The organism is Streptomyces sp. NPDC004788, from assembly GCF_053601115.1.
Window position 1 is genome coordinate 139,357 of record NZ_JBSGBF010000003.1, and the last position, 13,631, is coordinate 152,987.

A 13,631-nucleotide genomic window follows, 5' to 3' on the forward strand; every position below is an offset into this window, starting at 1 on the left:
TTCGTCCATTCGGGTGCGGCAGGATCAGCCAATGGAGCACGTTTACCGCGACCTCGCCACCCTTCCGAAGGCCCATCTGCACCTGCACTTCACCGGTTCGATGCGGCCCACCACCCTGATCGAGCTGGCCGACAAGTACGGGGTGCACCTCCCCGAGGCGCTCAAGAGCGGTACACCGCCCAGGCTGCGGGCCACGGACGAGCGCGGCTGGTTCCGGTTCCAGCGGCTCTACGACATCGCCCGCTCCTGCCTGCGCGAGCCCGAGGACATCCAGCGGCTGGTGCGCGAGGCGGCCCAGGAGGACGTCAGGGACGGCTCCGGCTGGCTGGAGATCCAGGTCGACCCCACCTCGTACGCGCCGCTGCTCGGCGGCCTCATCCCGGCCATGGAGATCATCCTGGACGCGGTGGAGGCGGCCTCGCGCGAGACCGGGCTCGGGATGCGGGTCGTGATCGCGGCGAACCGGATGAAGCACCCGCTGGACGCGCGCACCCTGGCCCGGCTCGCGGTGCGGTACGCGGACCGGGGCGTGGTCGGCTTCGGGCTCTCCAACGACGAGCGCCGCGGCATGGCCCGCGACTTCGACCGGGCCTTCGCCATCGCCCGTGAGGGCGGCCTGCTCGCGGCCCCGCACGGCGGCGAGCTGACCGGCCCCTCCTCCGTACGGGACTGCCTGGACGACCTGCGGGCGGCCCGGGTCGGGCACGGCGTACGGGCCGCGGAGGACCCGCGGCTGCTGCGCAGGCTCGCGGAGCGGCAGGTGACCTGCGAGGTGTGCCCGGCGTCCAACGTGGCGCTCGGCGTGTACGAGAAGCACGAGGACGTGCCGCTGCGCACGCTCTTCGAGGCGGGCGTCCCGATGGCCCTCGGCGCCGACGACCCGCTGCTCTTCGGCTCCCGGCTCGCCGCCCAGTACGCCATCGCCCGCGAGCACCACGGCTTCACGGACCTGGAGCTGGCGGAGCTGGCCCGGCAGTCGGTGCGGGGCTCGGCGGCGCCGGAGGACGTCCGGCAGAAGCTGCTCTCCGGGATCGACGACTGGCTGGCGGTGCCCGTCCCGGTCAGCTGATCCCGGCCATCAGAGTGCGGGCGATCGAGCGGGCGAAGTCGTCGAGGGACTGCGGGGGCCTGCCGTCCGGGGACATCTCCCAGGCGAAGGCCCGGTGCGCGCAGGCCCCGAGGAGCAGGCTCGCCGCGGCCTGGCAGTCGGCGCCTGCGGAGATCCGGCCGTGCGCCTGCTCGGCGCGGAGGTATTCGGTGAGCCCCTCGATGGGCAGGTGCGGGCCGACGCCGAGCTCCCGCATGACCTCCTCGTGGCGGGCCTTGAGCTGCGGCTCGGCGTAGAGGGAGGCCGCCATCGGGAAGGTCTGCTCGTAGAAGAGCGCGGCCCGGCGGGCGATCTCCGCGAGGTTCTCCTCGACGCCGCGGCCCTGGGGGTCGACGGCGAGCGTGCCGAGGAGGGTGCCGAGCCGCGGAAGCCGTTCGTTGAGGACGGTGACGAAGAGCTCCTCCTTGCTGGAGAAGTACTTGTAGAGCGCCGCCTCGGAGCAGCCGGCCGCCTTCGCGATCTCCTTGGTGGTGGTACGGGCCAGGCCGGCCGTGCGCATGAGGTCGCGCGCGGCGTCGACGATCCGGGTCCGGGTCGGCTTCTGGTCCACGGCGGCTCCCGAGTGCTGCGGCTTGACGAGTGAGTGAGTACTTACCCACTCTAGGGGTGAGTGAACACTTACCCACCCCTAGGAGGGTGTGCCATGAAGCTCACCGTCTTCGGTGCCACCGGCGGCATCGGCCAGGAAATCGTCCGTCAGGCCCTGTCCGCGGGCCACGAGGTGACCGCCGTGGTCCGCGACCCGGCCCGCTTCACCGTCGCGGGCCCCGGCCTCGACGTCTTCCGCTCCGACCTCACCGATCCCGAGTCCCTGCGCACGGCCGTCTCGGGCCGTCACGCGGTCCTCTCCGGCCTCGGCGCCCGCAGCCGCGCGGACGCCGGCGTCGCGGCCCGGCTGACCCGCTCGGTCCTGCACGCCATGGAGGCGGCCGGCACCCGCCGCCTGCTCGTCGTCAGCGCGGCGCCCCTCGGCCCGGTCCCGGCCGGCCAGGGCGTCACGGACAAGGCGGTGCTCGCGGTCGTCAACGCCCTGCTCAAGGACGTCTACGCCGACCTGCGCGAGATGGAGGCCGCGCTCGCCGCGAGCGCGACCGACTGGACCGCCGTCCGCCCGCCCCGCCTGACCGACAAGCCGGTCACCGGCCGCTACCGCCGTGTGGTCGGCGGTACGCCGCCGCGCGGCCGCACGCTGGCCCGCGCGGACGTGGCGCACGCGATGCTGGCGATGATCGACGACACGGCGACGGTGAAGCAGGGCGTGGGCGTGGCGTACTAGATCTCGACGCCGACCGTGACCGGCTCGTTGACCAGCGTGACCCCGAACGCGTCCCGCACCCCGGCGACCACCTCTCGGGCGAGCGCGAGCAGGTCCTCGGTGGTCGCCTCGCCGCGGTTGGTGAGGGCGAGGGTGTGCTTGGTGGAGATCCGGGCGGGCCCGGAGCCGTAGCCCTTCACGAAGCCGGCCTTGTCGATGAGCCAGGCCGCGGAGGTCTTCACCGCGCCGTCCTCGCCCGCCGGGTACGCGGGCGGGGCGGTGTCGGGCCCGAGCCGCTCGGCGACGCGGCCGAGGAAGGTCTCGTACTCCCCCGCCGTGAGGATCGGGTTGGTGAAGAAGGAGCCGGCCGACCACGTGTCGTGGTCCTCCGGGTCGAGCACCATGCCCTTGCCGGCCCGCAGCTTCAGGACGGTCTCCCGCGCCTTCGCGAGCGGCACCCGCTCGCCGGCCTCGACGCCGAGCGCACGGGCCGTCTCGGCGTACTTGATCGGCGCCGACATCCCGCCGGCCGCTTCGAGCTCGAAGCGGACGCGGAGCACGACGTAGCGGTCGGGCTGGTCCTTGAAGCGGCTGTGGCGGTACGAGAAGGCGCACTCGGCGTTGGTGAGGACGACCGTCTCCTCGGCCCGCCGGTCGTACGCGACGACCTCGGTGATGGTGGCGGAGACGTCCTGCCCGTAGGCGCCGACGTTCTGGATGGGCGTGGCCCCGGCCGAGCCGGGGATCCCGGCCAGGCACTCGATCCCGGCGAGCCCGGCCTCCACGGTCCGCGCGACGGCGTCCGTCCAGACCTCGCCGGCGGCCAGCTCCAGCGCCGTCCCGTCGAGCGAGAAGCCCCGGGTGGCGATGTGCAGGGCGGTGCCGTCGAAGCCCTTGTCGCCGATGACCAGATTCGACCCGCCACCGATGACCAGGAGCGGCGTGCCGGAGGCGTCGGCCTCGCGGACCGCGGCGATCACCTCGTCGTCGGTGGTGGCCGTGACGAGCCGCGTGGCGGGCCCGCCGAGCCGGAAGGTGGTCAGGGGCGCGAGGGGGGCGTCGTGGAGTACGTGCACGGCCACAAGAGTACGGGCCCCTCCCGTGTGGGAGGGGCCCGCGCCGGTCATGACATCAGCTCATCGCGTCAGCCGAGCTGGACCACGGCCCGCGACATGCCGAGCACCTTCTGGCCCGCCGCGACGGCCGTCAGGTCCACCCGCACCCGCCGGTCGTCCAGCTTCGCCGCCACCTTCGCCGAGACCTCGATCACAGCGCCCTCGTCGTCGTTCGGGACGACGACCGGCTTGGTGAAGCGGACGCCGTACTCGACGACGGCCGCCGGGTCGCCGGCCCAGTCCGTGACGACGCGGATCGCCTCGGCCATGGTGAACATGCCGTGGGCGATGACGTCGGGGAGGCCGACCTCCTTGGCGAACTTCTCGTTCCAGTGGATCGGGTTGAAGTCGCCGGAGGCGCCCGCATACCGGACGAGTGTGGCGCGGGTCACCGGGAAGGACTGCGCGGGCAGCTCGGTGCCGACCTCGACCTCGTCGTAAGCGATCTTCGCGGTCACGGTCATGCCTCCTCGGGGGCGCGGGACACGAGCTTGGTCCAGGCGGTCACGACGTGCTCGCCGGTCTCGTCGTGGACCTCGCCGCGGATGTCCAGGATGTCGTTGCCGGCGAGGGACTTGATGGCCTCGATGGTGCTGGTGACCGAGAGGCGGTCACCGGCGCGCACCGGCCGGGTGTAGGCGAACTTCTGGTCGCCGTGCACCACGCGGCTGTAGTCCAGGCCCAGCTGCGGGTCCTCGATGACCTGGCCCGCGGCCTTGAAGGTGATCGCGAAGACGAAGGTCGGCGGGGCGACGACGTCGGGGTGGCCGAGCGCCTTGGCCGCCTCCTGGTCGGTGTACGCCGGGTTGGCGTCCCCGATCGCCTCGGCGAACTCGCGGATCTTCTCGCGGCCGACCTCGTACGGCGCGGTGGGCGGATAGGTCCGGCCCACGAAGGACTGGTCGAGCGCCATGGCCTCGATACCTCCTGGAAGTGTTGCAAGTGGTGCCTGGAAACGACACGAGGCCGTCCCCGGCTGGGGACGGCCTCGTGTACGAGCCTGTTTAGCGCGTCTCGCGGTGCGCGGTGTGCGAGTTGCAGCGAGGGCAGTGCTTCTTCATCTCAAGACGGTCCGGGTTGTTACGCCGGTTCTTCTTGGTGATGTAGTTCCGCTCCTTGCACTCCACGCAGGCCAGCGTGATCTTCGGGCGGACGTCGGTGGCAGCCACGTGAGTGCTCCTTGACGGACGGATGGACGGATGAACGCATGAAAAAGAGTAGCCGATCGCAGGACCGACCCCACAATCGGCTACTGTGTGTAGCGGTGACCGGACTTGAACCGGTGACACAGCGATTATGAGCCGCTTGCTCTACCGACTGAGCTACACCGCTTTGATGATCCGGATCCCCGCCCGAAGGCGGGTTCCTTCTCACCAGAGCCCCAATACGGAATCGAACCGTAGACCTTCTCCTTACCATGGAGACGCTCTGCCGACTGAGCTATTGGGGCGAGCGAGGAAGACATTACACGGTCCTCGGCCCATCACCCAAATCCGTTTCCCGTGGCTCCGCGCGACCGCCCCGCACCCGCCCCGTACGCCACACGTGCAGTCATCAGTACGACTATTGCGCTCCTCCTCGAAGGTCGCAGTGGCCGCCCCTAGGCTCGGGGCCCACCGCTGCGTGATCTTGGTTTTGGCGAGCCGTGAGGAGCCCGATGTCAGCCGACAGCAAGCAGCCCCAGCCCTCGCCCGACGACCGGGCCGCGGCCACTCCCGCCGAGGCCGGGTCGCTGCTGCTCTGCAACGCGCGGCTGACCGACGGCCGCACCGTGGACGTGCGGCTCGGTGGCGGGCGGATCGAGGCCGTCGGCACCGCCGGCAGCCTCAGCGCCGTCGGGGCCCGTGTCGACCTGGCCGGCTATCTGCTGCTGCCCGCGCCCGCCGAGCCGCACGCCCACGCCGACACCGCGCTCACCGCCGACTCCCCCGGCCCCGTCGCGTACACCACCGACGAGGTCCAGCGCCGGGCCACCGAGGCCGCGCTGCTCCAGCTCGGGCACGGGGCGACCGCGCTGCGCGCCCACGTGCGGATCGGGGACGTGCACGGCCTCGGCCCGCTGGAGGCGGTCCTGCAGGCCCGGCGGTCGCTGCGCGGGCTCGCCGACCTGGCGGCGGTGGCGGTGCCGCGGCTGCTCACCGGCGTGGCCGGGGCGGACGGCCTCGCGATGCTGCGGGACGCGGTGAAGATGGGCGCCGCGGTGGTCGGCGGCTGCCCGGACCTCGATCCGGACCCGACCGGCTACGTGGAGGCGGTCCTGGAGGTCGCCGCCGAGCACGGCTGCCCGGTGGACCTGCACACCGACGGCGACGACCCGGCCCGGCTCGCCCGGCTCGCGGCGATGGCCGGTGGGCTGCGGCCCGGGGTGACGATCGGGCCCTGCGCGGGCCTCGCCCGCCTGCCCTCGGACCAGGCCCGCCGGGCGGCGGACCAGCTGGCGGCGGCCGGCGTGACGGTGGTCTGCCTGCCCCAGGGCGGCTGCGGGGCGACCGAAATGCGCGGCGCGGCCCCCGTACGGCTGCTGCGGGCCGCCGGGGTACGGGTCGCGGCGGGCGGCGGGGCGCTGCGCGACGTGTGCAACCCGGTGGGGCGCGGCGACCCGCTGGAGCCGGCCTATCTGCTCGCCTCGCTCGGCGGGCTGCCGGAGAAGGCGGCGTACGGGGCGGTGAGCACGGACGCGCGGGCCGCGATGGGCCTGCCGGAGGTACGGGTCGAGGCGGGCTTCCCGGCCGAGCTGCTCGCCGTCCGGGGCGAGCGGCTCTCGGGCGTGCTCTCCCTCGCGTACAGCCGGATCGTGGTGCACCGGGGACGGGTGGTGGCCCGGACGAGCGCGGTGCGCGAGTACTGCGACTCGGCGGCGGCCCTCGACCTGCCCCGGCAGACGCGGCCGGAGCGGCCGGAACGGCCCGACTCGGGAGGCCCGGGCGGGCCGGGGGCCGTACGGTCGTGAGTATGCGCGTAGTCATCGCTGGAGGACACGGAAAGATCGCCCTGCGGCTGGAGCGGCTGCTCGCCGCGGGCGGCCACGACCCGGTGGGGATCATCCGCCGCGCCGAACAGGCGGACGACCTGCTGGAGGCCGGCGCCCAACCGGTCGTCCTGGACCTGGAGTCGGCCTCCCCCGGGGACGTCAGGAGGGTCCTGGAGGGCGCCGACGCGGCCGTCTTCGCGGCCGGCGCGGGCCCGGGCAGCGGCGCGGACCGCAAGGACAGCGTGGACCGCGCGGCGGCGGTCCTCTTCGCCGACGGGGCGGAGGCCGCGGGCGTACGGCGCTTCGTCATCGTCTCGTCGATGGGCGCCGACGCCGGGCACCAGGGCGACGAGGTCTTCGACGCCTATCTGCGCGCCAAGGGCGCCGCGGACGACGACGTACGGTCCCGTCCCGGCCTCGACTGGACGGTCCTGCGGCCCGGGATGCTCACCGACGACGCTGGCACCGGGCTGGTCCGGCTGGAGGCCCACACGGGCCGCGGACCGATCCCGCGCGACGACGTCGCCGCCGTCCTCGCCGAGCTCCTCGACACCCCGGCGACGGCCGGCCTCACCCTCGAACTCGTCGCGGGCACGGTCCCGGTGTCGGTCGCGGTGAAGGACATCGCGGGCAACTGAACGGGCTGGACGGGCAACCGGACGGGCAACCGAGCCGGCGCCCGAACGGGCAACTGAGCCGGCGCCCGAACGGGCGACCGAGCCCCCCTCGCGCTTCCGCCGACCGTTTCCCTCGCCTCACCCCCGTGCGTCACAATCGTCCATCGCCGTAGCCGAGTTGGCGAGCCGTCAGCCCGGCCTGCGCGCGAAGACGACGACACATGGGGGGTACCACGTGACGTTCGGACCGATTCCGGTCCCGGCCCAGCTCAACCTGCCGCCCGGGCGCCGTGGCCTCTTCCGGCGCCTCCGTCGCGTCTGGCGGTCGCGGAAGGCGCTGAAGGGCGTGACCCAGTGGATCGTGGACTGGGGGCTGCCGATGGCGGTCGGCCTGCTCCTGCTGTACGTGTTCGCGGCCCGGGCGACCAGCCCCAGCAAGGTCTACCGCGTGTTCACGCTCATCGACGCGCCGGAGCACACGCTCCTGTGGGTGGCGTCCCTGATCGGCTGGCTGGTCGTGCCGGCCATCATCGGTGGGTTCGCCGGCCATGTGATCGCCGAGCGCATCAGCCGCGTGAAGTCGATATCGACGAGCACCCTCTTCCAGCAGCGCACGCTGAAGCGGCGGCTGCGGCCGCCGGGCCTCATCGACGACCTGGCCACGTACTTCCACAGCACCTACGCGCGGCAGGACTTCGTCGACAGCTGGGTGCGGGTCGCGCACCGCAACGACTGGGCGAAGGCGCAGGACCACTGGGAGGTGTACGTCAGGGACATGATGTCCACGCAGCAGTACGCCCATCTCGACCGGCACGAGTGCCTCCGCCAGGCCCAGGGCACCGGCAAGATGGCTCTTGTGTTCACCGCGCGCAGAGGGTTCTGCGTCGTCTGCGAAAGGAGGCGATGAGCGATGCGCTCCGAGGACGCCGTCGAGATCGTGCGGGCGTCGCTCGCGCTGGCCTTCCCGACCGCCAGCGCCGAGGGCCTGACCCGCGCCGCGGAGACCGTGCTCCGCTGGGGCTCGGAGGACGTCGCCGAGCACCTGAACGGCCCGCTGACCAGCCGCATGCTGCTCGACCTGCTGGAAGTGGCCGACGTCCCGCCCGCGGACTACGAGCCGGTGGACGAGGAGTGGCTCGAGCGCGCGCCCGAGCCGGCGGCGTACCGGATCTGGTCCCGCACGGACGTCCTGGAGCCGCTGCCGTTCTACCCGAGGCCGCCGGACGACCCGACGACCTCCTCCCGCCGCACCGACTTCGACCCGGACGACCCGGAGAACCCGGACCGCCCGCGGGGCGCGAGCCCGCGCGGCTAGTCGCATGTCCGTGGCGCGCCGGGCAAGGTGCGCCACGGACCTGAGGACGGCAGACCTGAGGACGGCATGCAGAACGGCCCCTGCTCTGCTTGCACAGATCAGGGGCCGTTCTCATCGCGTGGCGGCGCCAGGATTCGAACCTGGGTAGGCTAAGCCGACGGATTTACAGTCCGCTCCCATTGGCCACTCGGGCACACCGCCATGGGATCGATGCCTCGGAGCCGCTTTTCGGCTGCGCTCCCTGGCAACGAGGAAAACAATACCTGATACCCAGGGGTGCTCCGCCACCGGATTGATCACGAGTTCGCAGCGGCACCAGTGGCTACGCTTTGTGCTGCACCCGAACGCATCCGAGCAAGGAGCCTCACCTCATGGCCGACTCCAGTTTCGACATCGTCTCCAAGGTCGAGCGGCAGGAGGTCGACAACGCCCTCAACCAGGCCGCCAAGGAGATCACGCAGCGCTACGACTTCAAGGGCACCAACGCCTCGATCTCCTGGTCGGGCGAGAAGATCCTGATGCAGGCGAACGGCGAGGAGCGGGTCAACGCCATCCTCGACATCTTCCAGTCCAAGCTGATCAAGCGGGGCATCTCGCTGAAGTCGCTGGACGTGGAGGGCAAGCCGCAGCTGTCCGGCAAGGAGTACAAGCTCTTCGCCACCATCCAGGAGGGCATCTCCCAGGAGAACGCGAAGAAGGTCGCCAAGGTCATCCGCGACGAGGGCCCCAAGGGCGTCAAGGCGCAGGTGCAGGGCGACGAGCTGCGGGTCAGCTCGAAGAGCCGGGACGACCTGCAGGAAGTGATCGCGCTGCTCAAGGGCAAGGACTTCGACTTCGCCCTGCAGTTCGTCAACTACCGCTGACCGGAGTCCGGCGCGGGCCCCCGGGCCTGGGTGGTCTCGGTGGTCATGCTCCGACGGGTTCGGGCGTCCCGGCCCGGCCCGGCCCGTCGCGTCACGGGGCGCGCAGTCGCGTCGGACGGCCGGGGCCGGGCGGTCGGCGGCACGGCCCCGGCCGCCGGGGTGAGGGTGGTGTCCGAAAGCCGCCGGTGACGGGATCCCCGGTCCTGGACACTGGATCCATGACCACCTTGTACACGTACGCCGACGGCCCCCTGGGCGAGATGCTGCTCGTCGGGCGGGTCGCCGAGGACGGCCGGACCGTGCTCGCCTCGCTGTCGCTGCCCGGGCAGAAGGGCGCCGTGGAGGTCCAGGGCGGCTGGGTGCGCGCGGACGCGGCCTTCGAGGAGGCCGTGGGGCAGCTCGGCGCGTACTTCGCGGGGCGGCGGGCCGGCTTCGACCTCCCGTACGAGGAGACCGGCACGGAGTTCCAGCGGCGCGTCTGGCGGGCCCTGGAGGAGATCCCGTACGGGACGACCGTCTCGTACGGGGAGATCGCGCGCCGGGTCGGTTCCCCTGGCGCCGGCGTACGCGCCGTGGGCACCGCGATCGGCCGGAATCCGCTGCTCGTGGTGCGGCCCTGCCACCGGGTGATCGGGGCCGACGGCAGCCTGCGCGGCTACGCGGCCGGCCTCGACCGCAAGGAACGGCTCCTGGGGCTGGAGGGGGCGCTGGCGCCGGCCCCGGCCCCGGCCCCGGCCCTCGGCGCCTAGCGCTCGCGCGAGTTGCCGAACAGGATCCGGTAGGCGATCAACAGCACCAGCGAGCCGCCGATGGCCGACAGCCAGGTGGCGCCGTCGTAGAAGTCCCGGGTGATCGGGCGGTCCAGGAAGTGGGACGAAAGCCAGCCGCCGACGAAGGCGCCGATGACGCCGATGACCGTGGTGCCGATCAGGCCGCCCGGGTCGCGGCCCGGCAGCAGGATCTTGGCGATGACTCCGGCGAGGAGTCCGAGAACGATCCATCCGATGATGCTCATGTCAGAGAGGACGCCCGGCACTCCCGGCCGGTTGCCCCTCGGGCGGGAGCACCCCCTAATGTGCGGAGCATGACACAGGAACTGCGCCGCACCCTCGGGGTGTTCGACGCCGTCGTGATCGGGCTCGGCTCGATGGTCGGCGCCGGTATCTTCGCGGCGCTCGGCCCCGCGGCCCGGGCGGCCGGCCCGGGGCTGCTGCCGGCCCTCGGGGTGGCCGCCGTGGTCGCGTACTGCAACGCGATGGCCTCGGCCCGGCTCGCCGCCCGCTATCCCGCCTCCGGCGGCACCTACGTCTACGGGCGGGAGCGGCTCGGGCCGTTCTGGGGTTACGTGGCGGGCTGGGCGTTCGTCGTCGGCAAGACCGCCTCGTGCGCGGCGATGGCGCTGACCGTCGGGGCGTACCTGTGGCCCGGGCAGGCGCACGCGGTGGCGGTCGCGGCGGTCGTGGCGCTGACGGCCGTCAACTACGGCGGGGTGCAGAAGTCGGCGTGGCTGACGCGGGTGATCGTGGCGTTCGTCCTCGCCGTCCTGGCCGCCGTCGTGGTGGCGGGCGCCGGGGCGGGGCGGGCCGAACGGCTCGCGCTCGCCGGGGAGATCCCGCCGGGCGGGGTGCTCCAGGCGGCCGGGCTGCTGTTCTTCGCCTTCGCCGGATACGCGCGGATCGCGACGCTCGGCGAGGAGGTCCGGGACCCGGAGCGGACCATCCCGCGCGCCGTCCCGATCGCCCTCGGCATCGCGCTCGTCGTCTACGGGGCCGTCGCCGTGACCGTCCTCGCGGTCCTCGGGCCGCACGGCCTGGCCGCCTCGCCCGCCCCGCTCGCGGACGCGGCACGGGCGGCGGACGCCGACTGGCTGGTCCCGGTCGTCACCGTGGGCGCGGCGGTCGCGGCCCTCGGCTCGCTGCTCTCGCTGATACTCGGGGTGTCCCGGACAACCCTCGCGATGGCCCGCGACGGCTATCTGCCGGCCCCGCTGGCCGCCGTCCATCCGCGTTACCAGGTGCCGCACGTGGCGGAGCTCGCGGTGGGCGCGGTGGTGGCCGTCGTGGCGGCGACGGCGGACGTGCGGGGCGCGATCGGCTTCTCGTCGTTCGGCGTGCTGGTCTACTACGGCATCGCGAACGCCTCCGCGTGGACGCTGAGCCGCCGGGACCGGCCGCTCGCGCTGCTCGGGCTCGCCGGCTGCGGGGCGCTCGCCTTCGCGCTGCCGCCGGCCGCCGTGCTCGCTGGCACGGGGGTGCTCGCGGTCGGCGTGGTGGCGTACGCGGTCAGCCGGGGCCGCCCGCACGGGTCCTGACTCCGCCGTCCTGAAGCCCGGACCTGAAGCCCGGACCTGAAGCCCGGTCCCGAGTCCCGGTCCCGAGTCCCGGTCCCGAAGCCCGGTCCCGAAGCCCGGTCCTGAAGCCCCGGCCGGCCCACGAAGCCCTAGTACGAGGAGCCCCACGCCGGGTACGGCCGGTCCGTCGGGACGATCTCCTTGCCCAGCGGCATCAGGGACAGCGGGATCATCTTGAAGTTGGCGATGCCGAGCGGGATGCCGATGATCGTGAGGCACTGCGCGATGCCGGTGACGATGTGGCCGAGCGCCAGCCACCAGCCGGCCAGGATCAGCCACAGCACGTTGCCGACGCAGGACGGCGCGCCCGCGTCGTGGCGGTCGACGGCCATGTACCCGAAGGGCCACAGGGCGTAGCGGGCGATGCGGAAGGCGGCGATCCCGAAGGGGATGCCGATGATCGTGACGCAGAGCACGAGACCGGCCAGCACGTAGGCGAGGAACAACCAGAGGCCGCTCAGGATCAGCCAGATGATGTTGAGGATCGTCTTCACGGGCGTCGACCTGCCATCTGTTCGAGCCGGGCGATGCGCTCGGCCATCGGCGGATGCGTGGAGAACATCTTCGGCAGCCCCTGTCCGGGGCGGAAGGGGTTCGCGATCATCATGTGGCTCGCGGTCTCGATGCGCGGCTCGGGCGGCAGCGGCAGCTGCCGGGTGCCGGCGTCCAGCTTGCGCAGGGCGCTCGCGAGGGCGAGCGGGTCGCCGGTGAGCTGGGCGCCGGAGGCGTCCGCCTGGTACTCGCGGGAGCGGGAGACGGCGAGCTGGATGATCGAGGCGGCGATCGGTCCCAGGATCATGATCAGCAGCATGCCGAGCAGGCCGGGGCCCTCGTCGTCGTCGGACCGGCCGACCGGGATCAGCCAGGCGAAGTTGACCAGGAACATCACCACGGAGGCGAGCGCGCCGGCCACCGAGGAGATCAGGATGTCCCGGTTGTAGACGTGGCTCAGCTCGTGGCCGATGACTCCGCGCAGCTCGCGCTCGTCGAGGATGGCGAGGATGCCCTCGGTGCAGCACACCGCCGCGTTCCGCGGGTTGCGGCCGGTCGCGAAGGCGTTCGGCGCCTGGGTGGGCGATATGTAGAGCCGGGGCATGGGCTGGCGGGCCTGGGTGGAGAGCTCGCGGACCATCCGGTAGAGCGCCGGCGCCTCGAACTCGCTCACGGGGCGGGCCCGCATGGCGCGCAGGGCCAGCTTGTCGCTGTTCCAGTACGCGTAGGCGTTCGTGCCGAGCGCGACGACGACCGCGACGATCAGACCCGTACGTCCGAAGAAACTGCCGATGACGATGATGAGGGCGGAGAGCCCTCCGAGGAGTACGGCGGTCCTCAGCCCGTTGTGCCGGCGGTGCACGGTACGCCCTCCAGGTGGTGCGGCAGGGGAACCCTTTTTTCGCTTCGAGTGTCACGTCGAAGGTCCACCGTCCAGTGGACCCTTCCCTCCTGGTCAACGCCAGGCGAGAGGCTCGGGTTCCCCGCACCGCACGGGGCGCGTGTGGGCCGTACGGGCGCCGTGTGGGCCGTACGGGTGATCAGCGGGGGACGGGGATCTTGTCCAGGCCGGCCTTGACGAGGGCGGCGGTGACCGGCTCGACCTCGCTGGTGCAGTGGCCGCAGCGGGAGGCGATGGCCGGGATCTCGGTGAAGCAGCGCGGGCAGTCGCGCTTCTCGGCCTTCGGGTCGAGGGCCTCCTCCTTGGCGAACCGCTCCTGGATCTTCGACATGGGGACGACGATCAGGAAGTAGAGCACCGCGGCGGTGATCACGAACGCTATGGCGGCGGCGATCGCCAGGCCGTACGGGAAGACGGTCTTGCCGACGGTGAAGCTGGCCTCGCTGAAGTCGCCGACGGAGCCGGTGGCCAGACCGATGAGCGGGGTGATGAACGCCTTGCTGAAGCCGGTGACGACGGCGGTGAAGGCCGATCCGACGGCCAGACCGATGGCCATCGTGATGACGTTCCCGCGGAGTATGAAGTCCTTGAAGCCCTTCAGCACGGTGTTTCCGCTCCTCGGTGTTCTCGTGGTGGGGGGTGGG

Annotated in this window: 18 protein-coding genes and 3 tRNA genes; 9 read left to right on the plus strand and 12 right to left on the minus strand. The window is 72.4% G+C overall.

The window, feature by feature from the left end; translation table 11 throughout:
- Positions 1-31 precede the first annotated feature (31 nt).
- Positions 32-1,069 carry an adenosine deaminase gene (locus ACWEJX_RS02800; protein WP_451605734.1) on the plus strand — a complete coding sequence of 346 codons (1,038 nt, stop codon included), beginning with the start codon at positions 32-34 and terminating at the stop codon, positions 1,067-1,069.
- Here the strand turns inward: ACWEJX_RS02800 and ACWEJX_RS02805 are convergent.
- Positions 1,062-1,658 carry a TetR/AcrR family transcriptional regulator gene (locus ACWEJX_RS02805; RefSeq protein ID WP_451605735.1) on the minus strand — a complete coding sequence of 199 codons (597 nt, stop codon included), beginning with the start codon at positions 1,656-1,658 and terminating at the stop codon, positions 1,062-1,064. The two genes, ACWEJX_RS02800 and ACWEJX_RS02805, sit on opposite strands and share 8 nt — an antisense overlap.
- A gap of 93 nt (positions 1,659-1,751) precedes the next feature.
- Here ACWEJX_RS02805 and ACWEJX_RS02810 point away from each other — a divergent pair, with 93 nt between their 5' ends.
- Positions 1,752-2,384, plus strand: coding sequence for an NAD(P)-dependent oxidoreductase (locus ACWEJX_RS02810; RefSeq protein ID WP_451605736.1), 633 nt, complete (start codon positions 1,752-1,754; stop codon positions 2,382-2,384).
- Here the strand turns inward: ACWEJX_RS02810 and ACWEJX_RS02815 are convergent.
- From ACWEJX_RS02815 to ACWEJX_RS02840, 6 genes are all read right to left on the minus strand, one after another.
- Positions 2,381-3,490 (minus strand): UDP-N-acetylmuramate dehydrogenase, encoded by a 1,110-nt coding sequence (locus ACWEJX_RS02815; protein ID WP_451605737.1) that lies wholly within the window; start codon positions 3,488-3,490, stop codon positions 2,381-2,383. The two genes, ACWEJX_RS02810 and ACWEJX_RS02815, sit on opposite strands and share 4 nt — an antisense overlap.
- Positions 3,491-3,507: 17 nt before the next feature.
- Positions 3,508-3,936 (minus strand): MaoC family dehydratase, encoded by a 429-nt coding sequence (locus ACWEJX_RS02820; protein WP_451605789.1) that lies wholly within the window; start codon positions 3,934-3,936, stop codon positions 3,508-3,510.
- 2 nt (positions 3,937-3,938) lie between these two features.
- Positions 3,939-4,391, minus strand: a complete 453-nt coding sequence (locus tag ACWEJX_RS02825) for an FAS1-like dehydratase domain-containing protein (protein ID WP_451605738.1) — start codon at positions 4,389-4,391, stop codon at positions 3,939-3,941.
- 91 nt (positions 4,392-4,482) lie between these two features.
- Positions 4,483-4,647 (minus strand): 50S ribosomal protein L33, encoded by a 165-nt coding sequence (gene rpmG, locus ACWEJX_RS02830; RefSeq protein ID WP_003956487.1) that lies wholly within the window; start codon positions 4,645-4,647, stop codon positions 4,483-4,485.
- Between the two features lie 90 nt (positions 4,648-4,737).
- A tRNA-Met gene (locus tag ACWEJX_RS02835) sits at positions 4,738-4,810 on the minus strand.
- A gap of 45 nt (positions 4,811-4,855) precedes the next feature.
- Positions 4,856-4,928, minus strand: a tRNA-Thr gene (locus ACWEJX_RS02840).
- Between the two features lie 207 nt (positions 4,929-5,135).
- Between ACWEJX_RS02840 and ACWEJX_RS02845 the strand changes: the two genes are divergently transcribed.
- The 4 genes from ACWEJX_RS02845 to ACWEJX_RS02860 all read left to right on the plus strand — a co-directional run bounded on the left by ACWEJX_RS02845 (position 5,136) and on the right by ACWEJX_RS02860 (position 8,381).
- The gene (locus ACWEJX_RS02845; protein ID WP_451605739.1) at positions 5,136-6,428 is read left to right on the plus strand and encodes an amidohydrolase family protein; all 1,293 of its coding nucleotides are present in this window, start codon (positions 5,136-5,138) and stop codon (positions 6,426-6,428) included.
- Between the two features lie 2 nt (positions 6,429-6,430).
- On the plus strand, positions 6,431-7,087 hold the full coding sequence (locus ACWEJX_RS02850; protein ID WP_451605740.1) for an SDR family oxidoreductase: 657 nt from the start codon (positions 6,431-6,433) through the stop codon (positions 7,085-7,087).
- 214 nt (positions 7,088-7,301) lie between these two features.
- Positions 7,302-7,973 carry a DUF6313 family protein gene (locus ACWEJX_RS02855; protein ID WP_451605741.1) on the plus strand — a complete coding sequence of 224 codons (672 nt, stop codon included), beginning with the start codon at positions 7,302-7,304 and terminating at the stop codon, positions 7,971-7,973.
- Positions 7,974-7,976: 3 nt separating this feature from the next.
- Positions 7,977-8,381 (plus strand): hypothetical protein, encoded by a 405-nt coding sequence (locus ACWEJX_RS02860; protein ID WP_451605742.1) that lies wholly within the window; start codon positions 7,977-7,979, stop codon positions 8,379-8,381.
- A gap of 119 nt (positions 8,382-8,500) precedes the next feature.
- Here the strand turns inward: ACWEJX_RS02860 and ACWEJX_RS02865 are convergent.
- Positions 8,501-8,582 (minus strand) — tRNA-Tyr (locus ACWEJX_RS02865).
- A gap of 170 nt (positions 8,583-8,752) precedes the next feature.
- Between ACWEJX_RS02865 and ACWEJX_RS02870 the strand changes: the two genes are divergently transcribed.
- Together ACWEJX_RS02870 and ACWEJX_RS02875 are read left to right on the plus strand one after the other, a co-directional pair.
- On the plus strand, positions 8,753-9,244 hold the full coding sequence (locus tag ACWEJX_RS02870) for a YajQ family cyclic di-GMP-binding protein (protein WP_451605743.1): 492 nt from the start codon (positions 8,753-8,755) through the stop codon (positions 9,242-9,244).
- 218 nt (positions 9,245-9,462) lie between these two features.
- Positions 9,463-9,993 (plus strand): methylated-DNA--[protein]-cysteine S-methyltransferase, encoded by a 531-nt coding sequence (locus ACWEJX_RS02875; protein WP_451605744.1) that lies wholly within the window; start codon positions 9,463-9,465, stop codon positions 9,991-9,993.
- On the opposite strand, the gene ACWEJX_RS02880 is transcribed toward ACWEJX_RS02875, so the two are convergent.
- The gene (locus ACWEJX_RS02880) at positions 9,990-10,259 is read right to left on the minus strand and encodes a GlsB/YeaQ/YmgE family stress response membrane protein (protein WP_451605745.1); all 270 of its coding nucleotides are present in this window, start codon (positions 10,257-10,259) and stop codon (positions 9,990-9,992) included. The two genes, ACWEJX_RS02875 and ACWEJX_RS02880, sit on opposite strands and share 4 nt — an antisense overlap.
- A gap of 69 nt (positions 10,260-10,328) precedes the next feature.
- Here ACWEJX_RS02880 and ACWEJX_RS02885 point away from each other — a divergent pair, with 69 nt between their 5' ends.
- Positions 10,329-11,555 carry an APC family permease gene (locus ACWEJX_RS02885; RefSeq protein ID WP_451605746.1) on the plus strand — a complete coding sequence of 409 codons (1,227 nt, stop codon included), beginning with the start codon at positions 10,329-10,331 and terminating at the stop codon, positions 11,553-11,555.
- Positions 11,556-11,683: 128 nt separating this feature from the next.
- On the opposite strand, the gene ACWEJX_RS02890 is transcribed toward ACWEJX_RS02885, so the two are convergent.
- The 3 genes from ACWEJX_RS02890 to mscL all read right to left on the minus strand — a co-directional run bounded on the left by ACWEJX_RS02890 (position 11,684) and on the right by mscL (position 13,591).
- Complete coding sequence (locus tag ACWEJX_RS02890; RefSeq protein WP_451605747.1) at positions 11,684-12,088, minus strand: YccF domain-containing protein; 405 nt, start codon at positions 12,086-12,088, stop codon at positions 11,684-11,686.
- Positions 12,085-12,948, minus strand: coding sequence for a zinc metalloprotease HtpX (gene htpX / locus ACWEJX_RS02895; protein WP_451605748.1), 864 nt, complete (start codon positions 12,946-12,948; stop codon positions 12,085-12,087). The genes ACWEJX_RS02890 and htpX overlap by 4 nt, the downstream gene beginning before the upstream one ends.
- A gap of 178 nt (positions 12,949-13,126) precedes the next feature.
- Positions 13,127-13,591, minus strand: a complete 465-nt coding sequence (gene mscL / locus ACWEJX_RS02900) for a large conductance mechanosensitive channel protein MscL (RefSeq protein WP_451605749.1) — start codon at positions 13,589-13,591, stop codon at positions 13,127-13,129.
- Positions 13,592-13,631: the final 40 nt, after the last annotated feature.

Bases quoted from the DNA above. Each gene is read 5' to 3' on its own strand.
- ACWEJX_RS02800 (WP_451605734.1), top strand. From the start codon at position 32: ATGGAGCACGTTTACCGCGACCTCGCCACCCTTCCGAAGGCCCATCTG.
- ACWEJX_RS02810 (WP_451605736.1), top strand. From the start codon at position 1,752: ATGAAGCTCACCGTCTTCGGTGCCACCGGCGGCATCGGCCAGGAAATC.
- ACWEJX_RS02815 (WP_451605737.1), bottom strand. From the start codon at position 3,490: ATGACCGGCGCGGGCCCCTCCCACACGGGAGGGGCCCGTACTCTTGTG.
- ACWEJX_RS02825 (WP_451605738.1), bottom strand. From the start codon at position 4,391: ATGGCGCTCGACCAGTCCTTCGTGGGCCGGACCTATCCGCCCACCGCG.
- ACWEJX_RS02845 (WP_451605739.1), top strand. From the start codon at position 5,136: ATGTCAGCCGACAGCAAGCAGCCCCAGCCCTCGCCCGACGACCGGGCC.
- ACWEJX_RS02850 (WP_451605740.1), top strand. From the start codon at position 6,431: ATGCGCGTAGTCATCGCTGGAGGACACGGAAAGATCGCCCTGCGGCTG.
- ACWEJX_RS02860 (WP_451605742.1), top strand. From the start codon at position 7,977: ATGCGCTCCGAGGACGCCGTCGAGATCGTGCGGGCGTCGCTCGCGCTG.
- ACWEJX_RS02870 (WP_451605743.1), top strand. From the start codon at position 8,753: ATGGCCGACTCCAGTTTCGACATCGTCTCCAAGGTCGAGCGGCAGGAG.
- ACWEJX_RS02875 (WP_451605744.1), top strand. From the start codon at position 9,463: ATGACCACCTTGTACACGTACGCCGACGGCCCCCTGGGCGAGATGCTG.
- ACWEJX_RS02880 (WP_451605745.1), bottom strand. From the start codon at position 10,259: ATGAGCATCATCGGATGGATCGTTCTCGGACTCCTCGCCGGAGTCATC.
- ACWEJX_RS02885 (WP_451605746.1), top strand. From the start codon at position 10,329: ATGACACAGGAACTGCGCCGCACCCTCGGGGTGTTCGACGCCGTCGTG.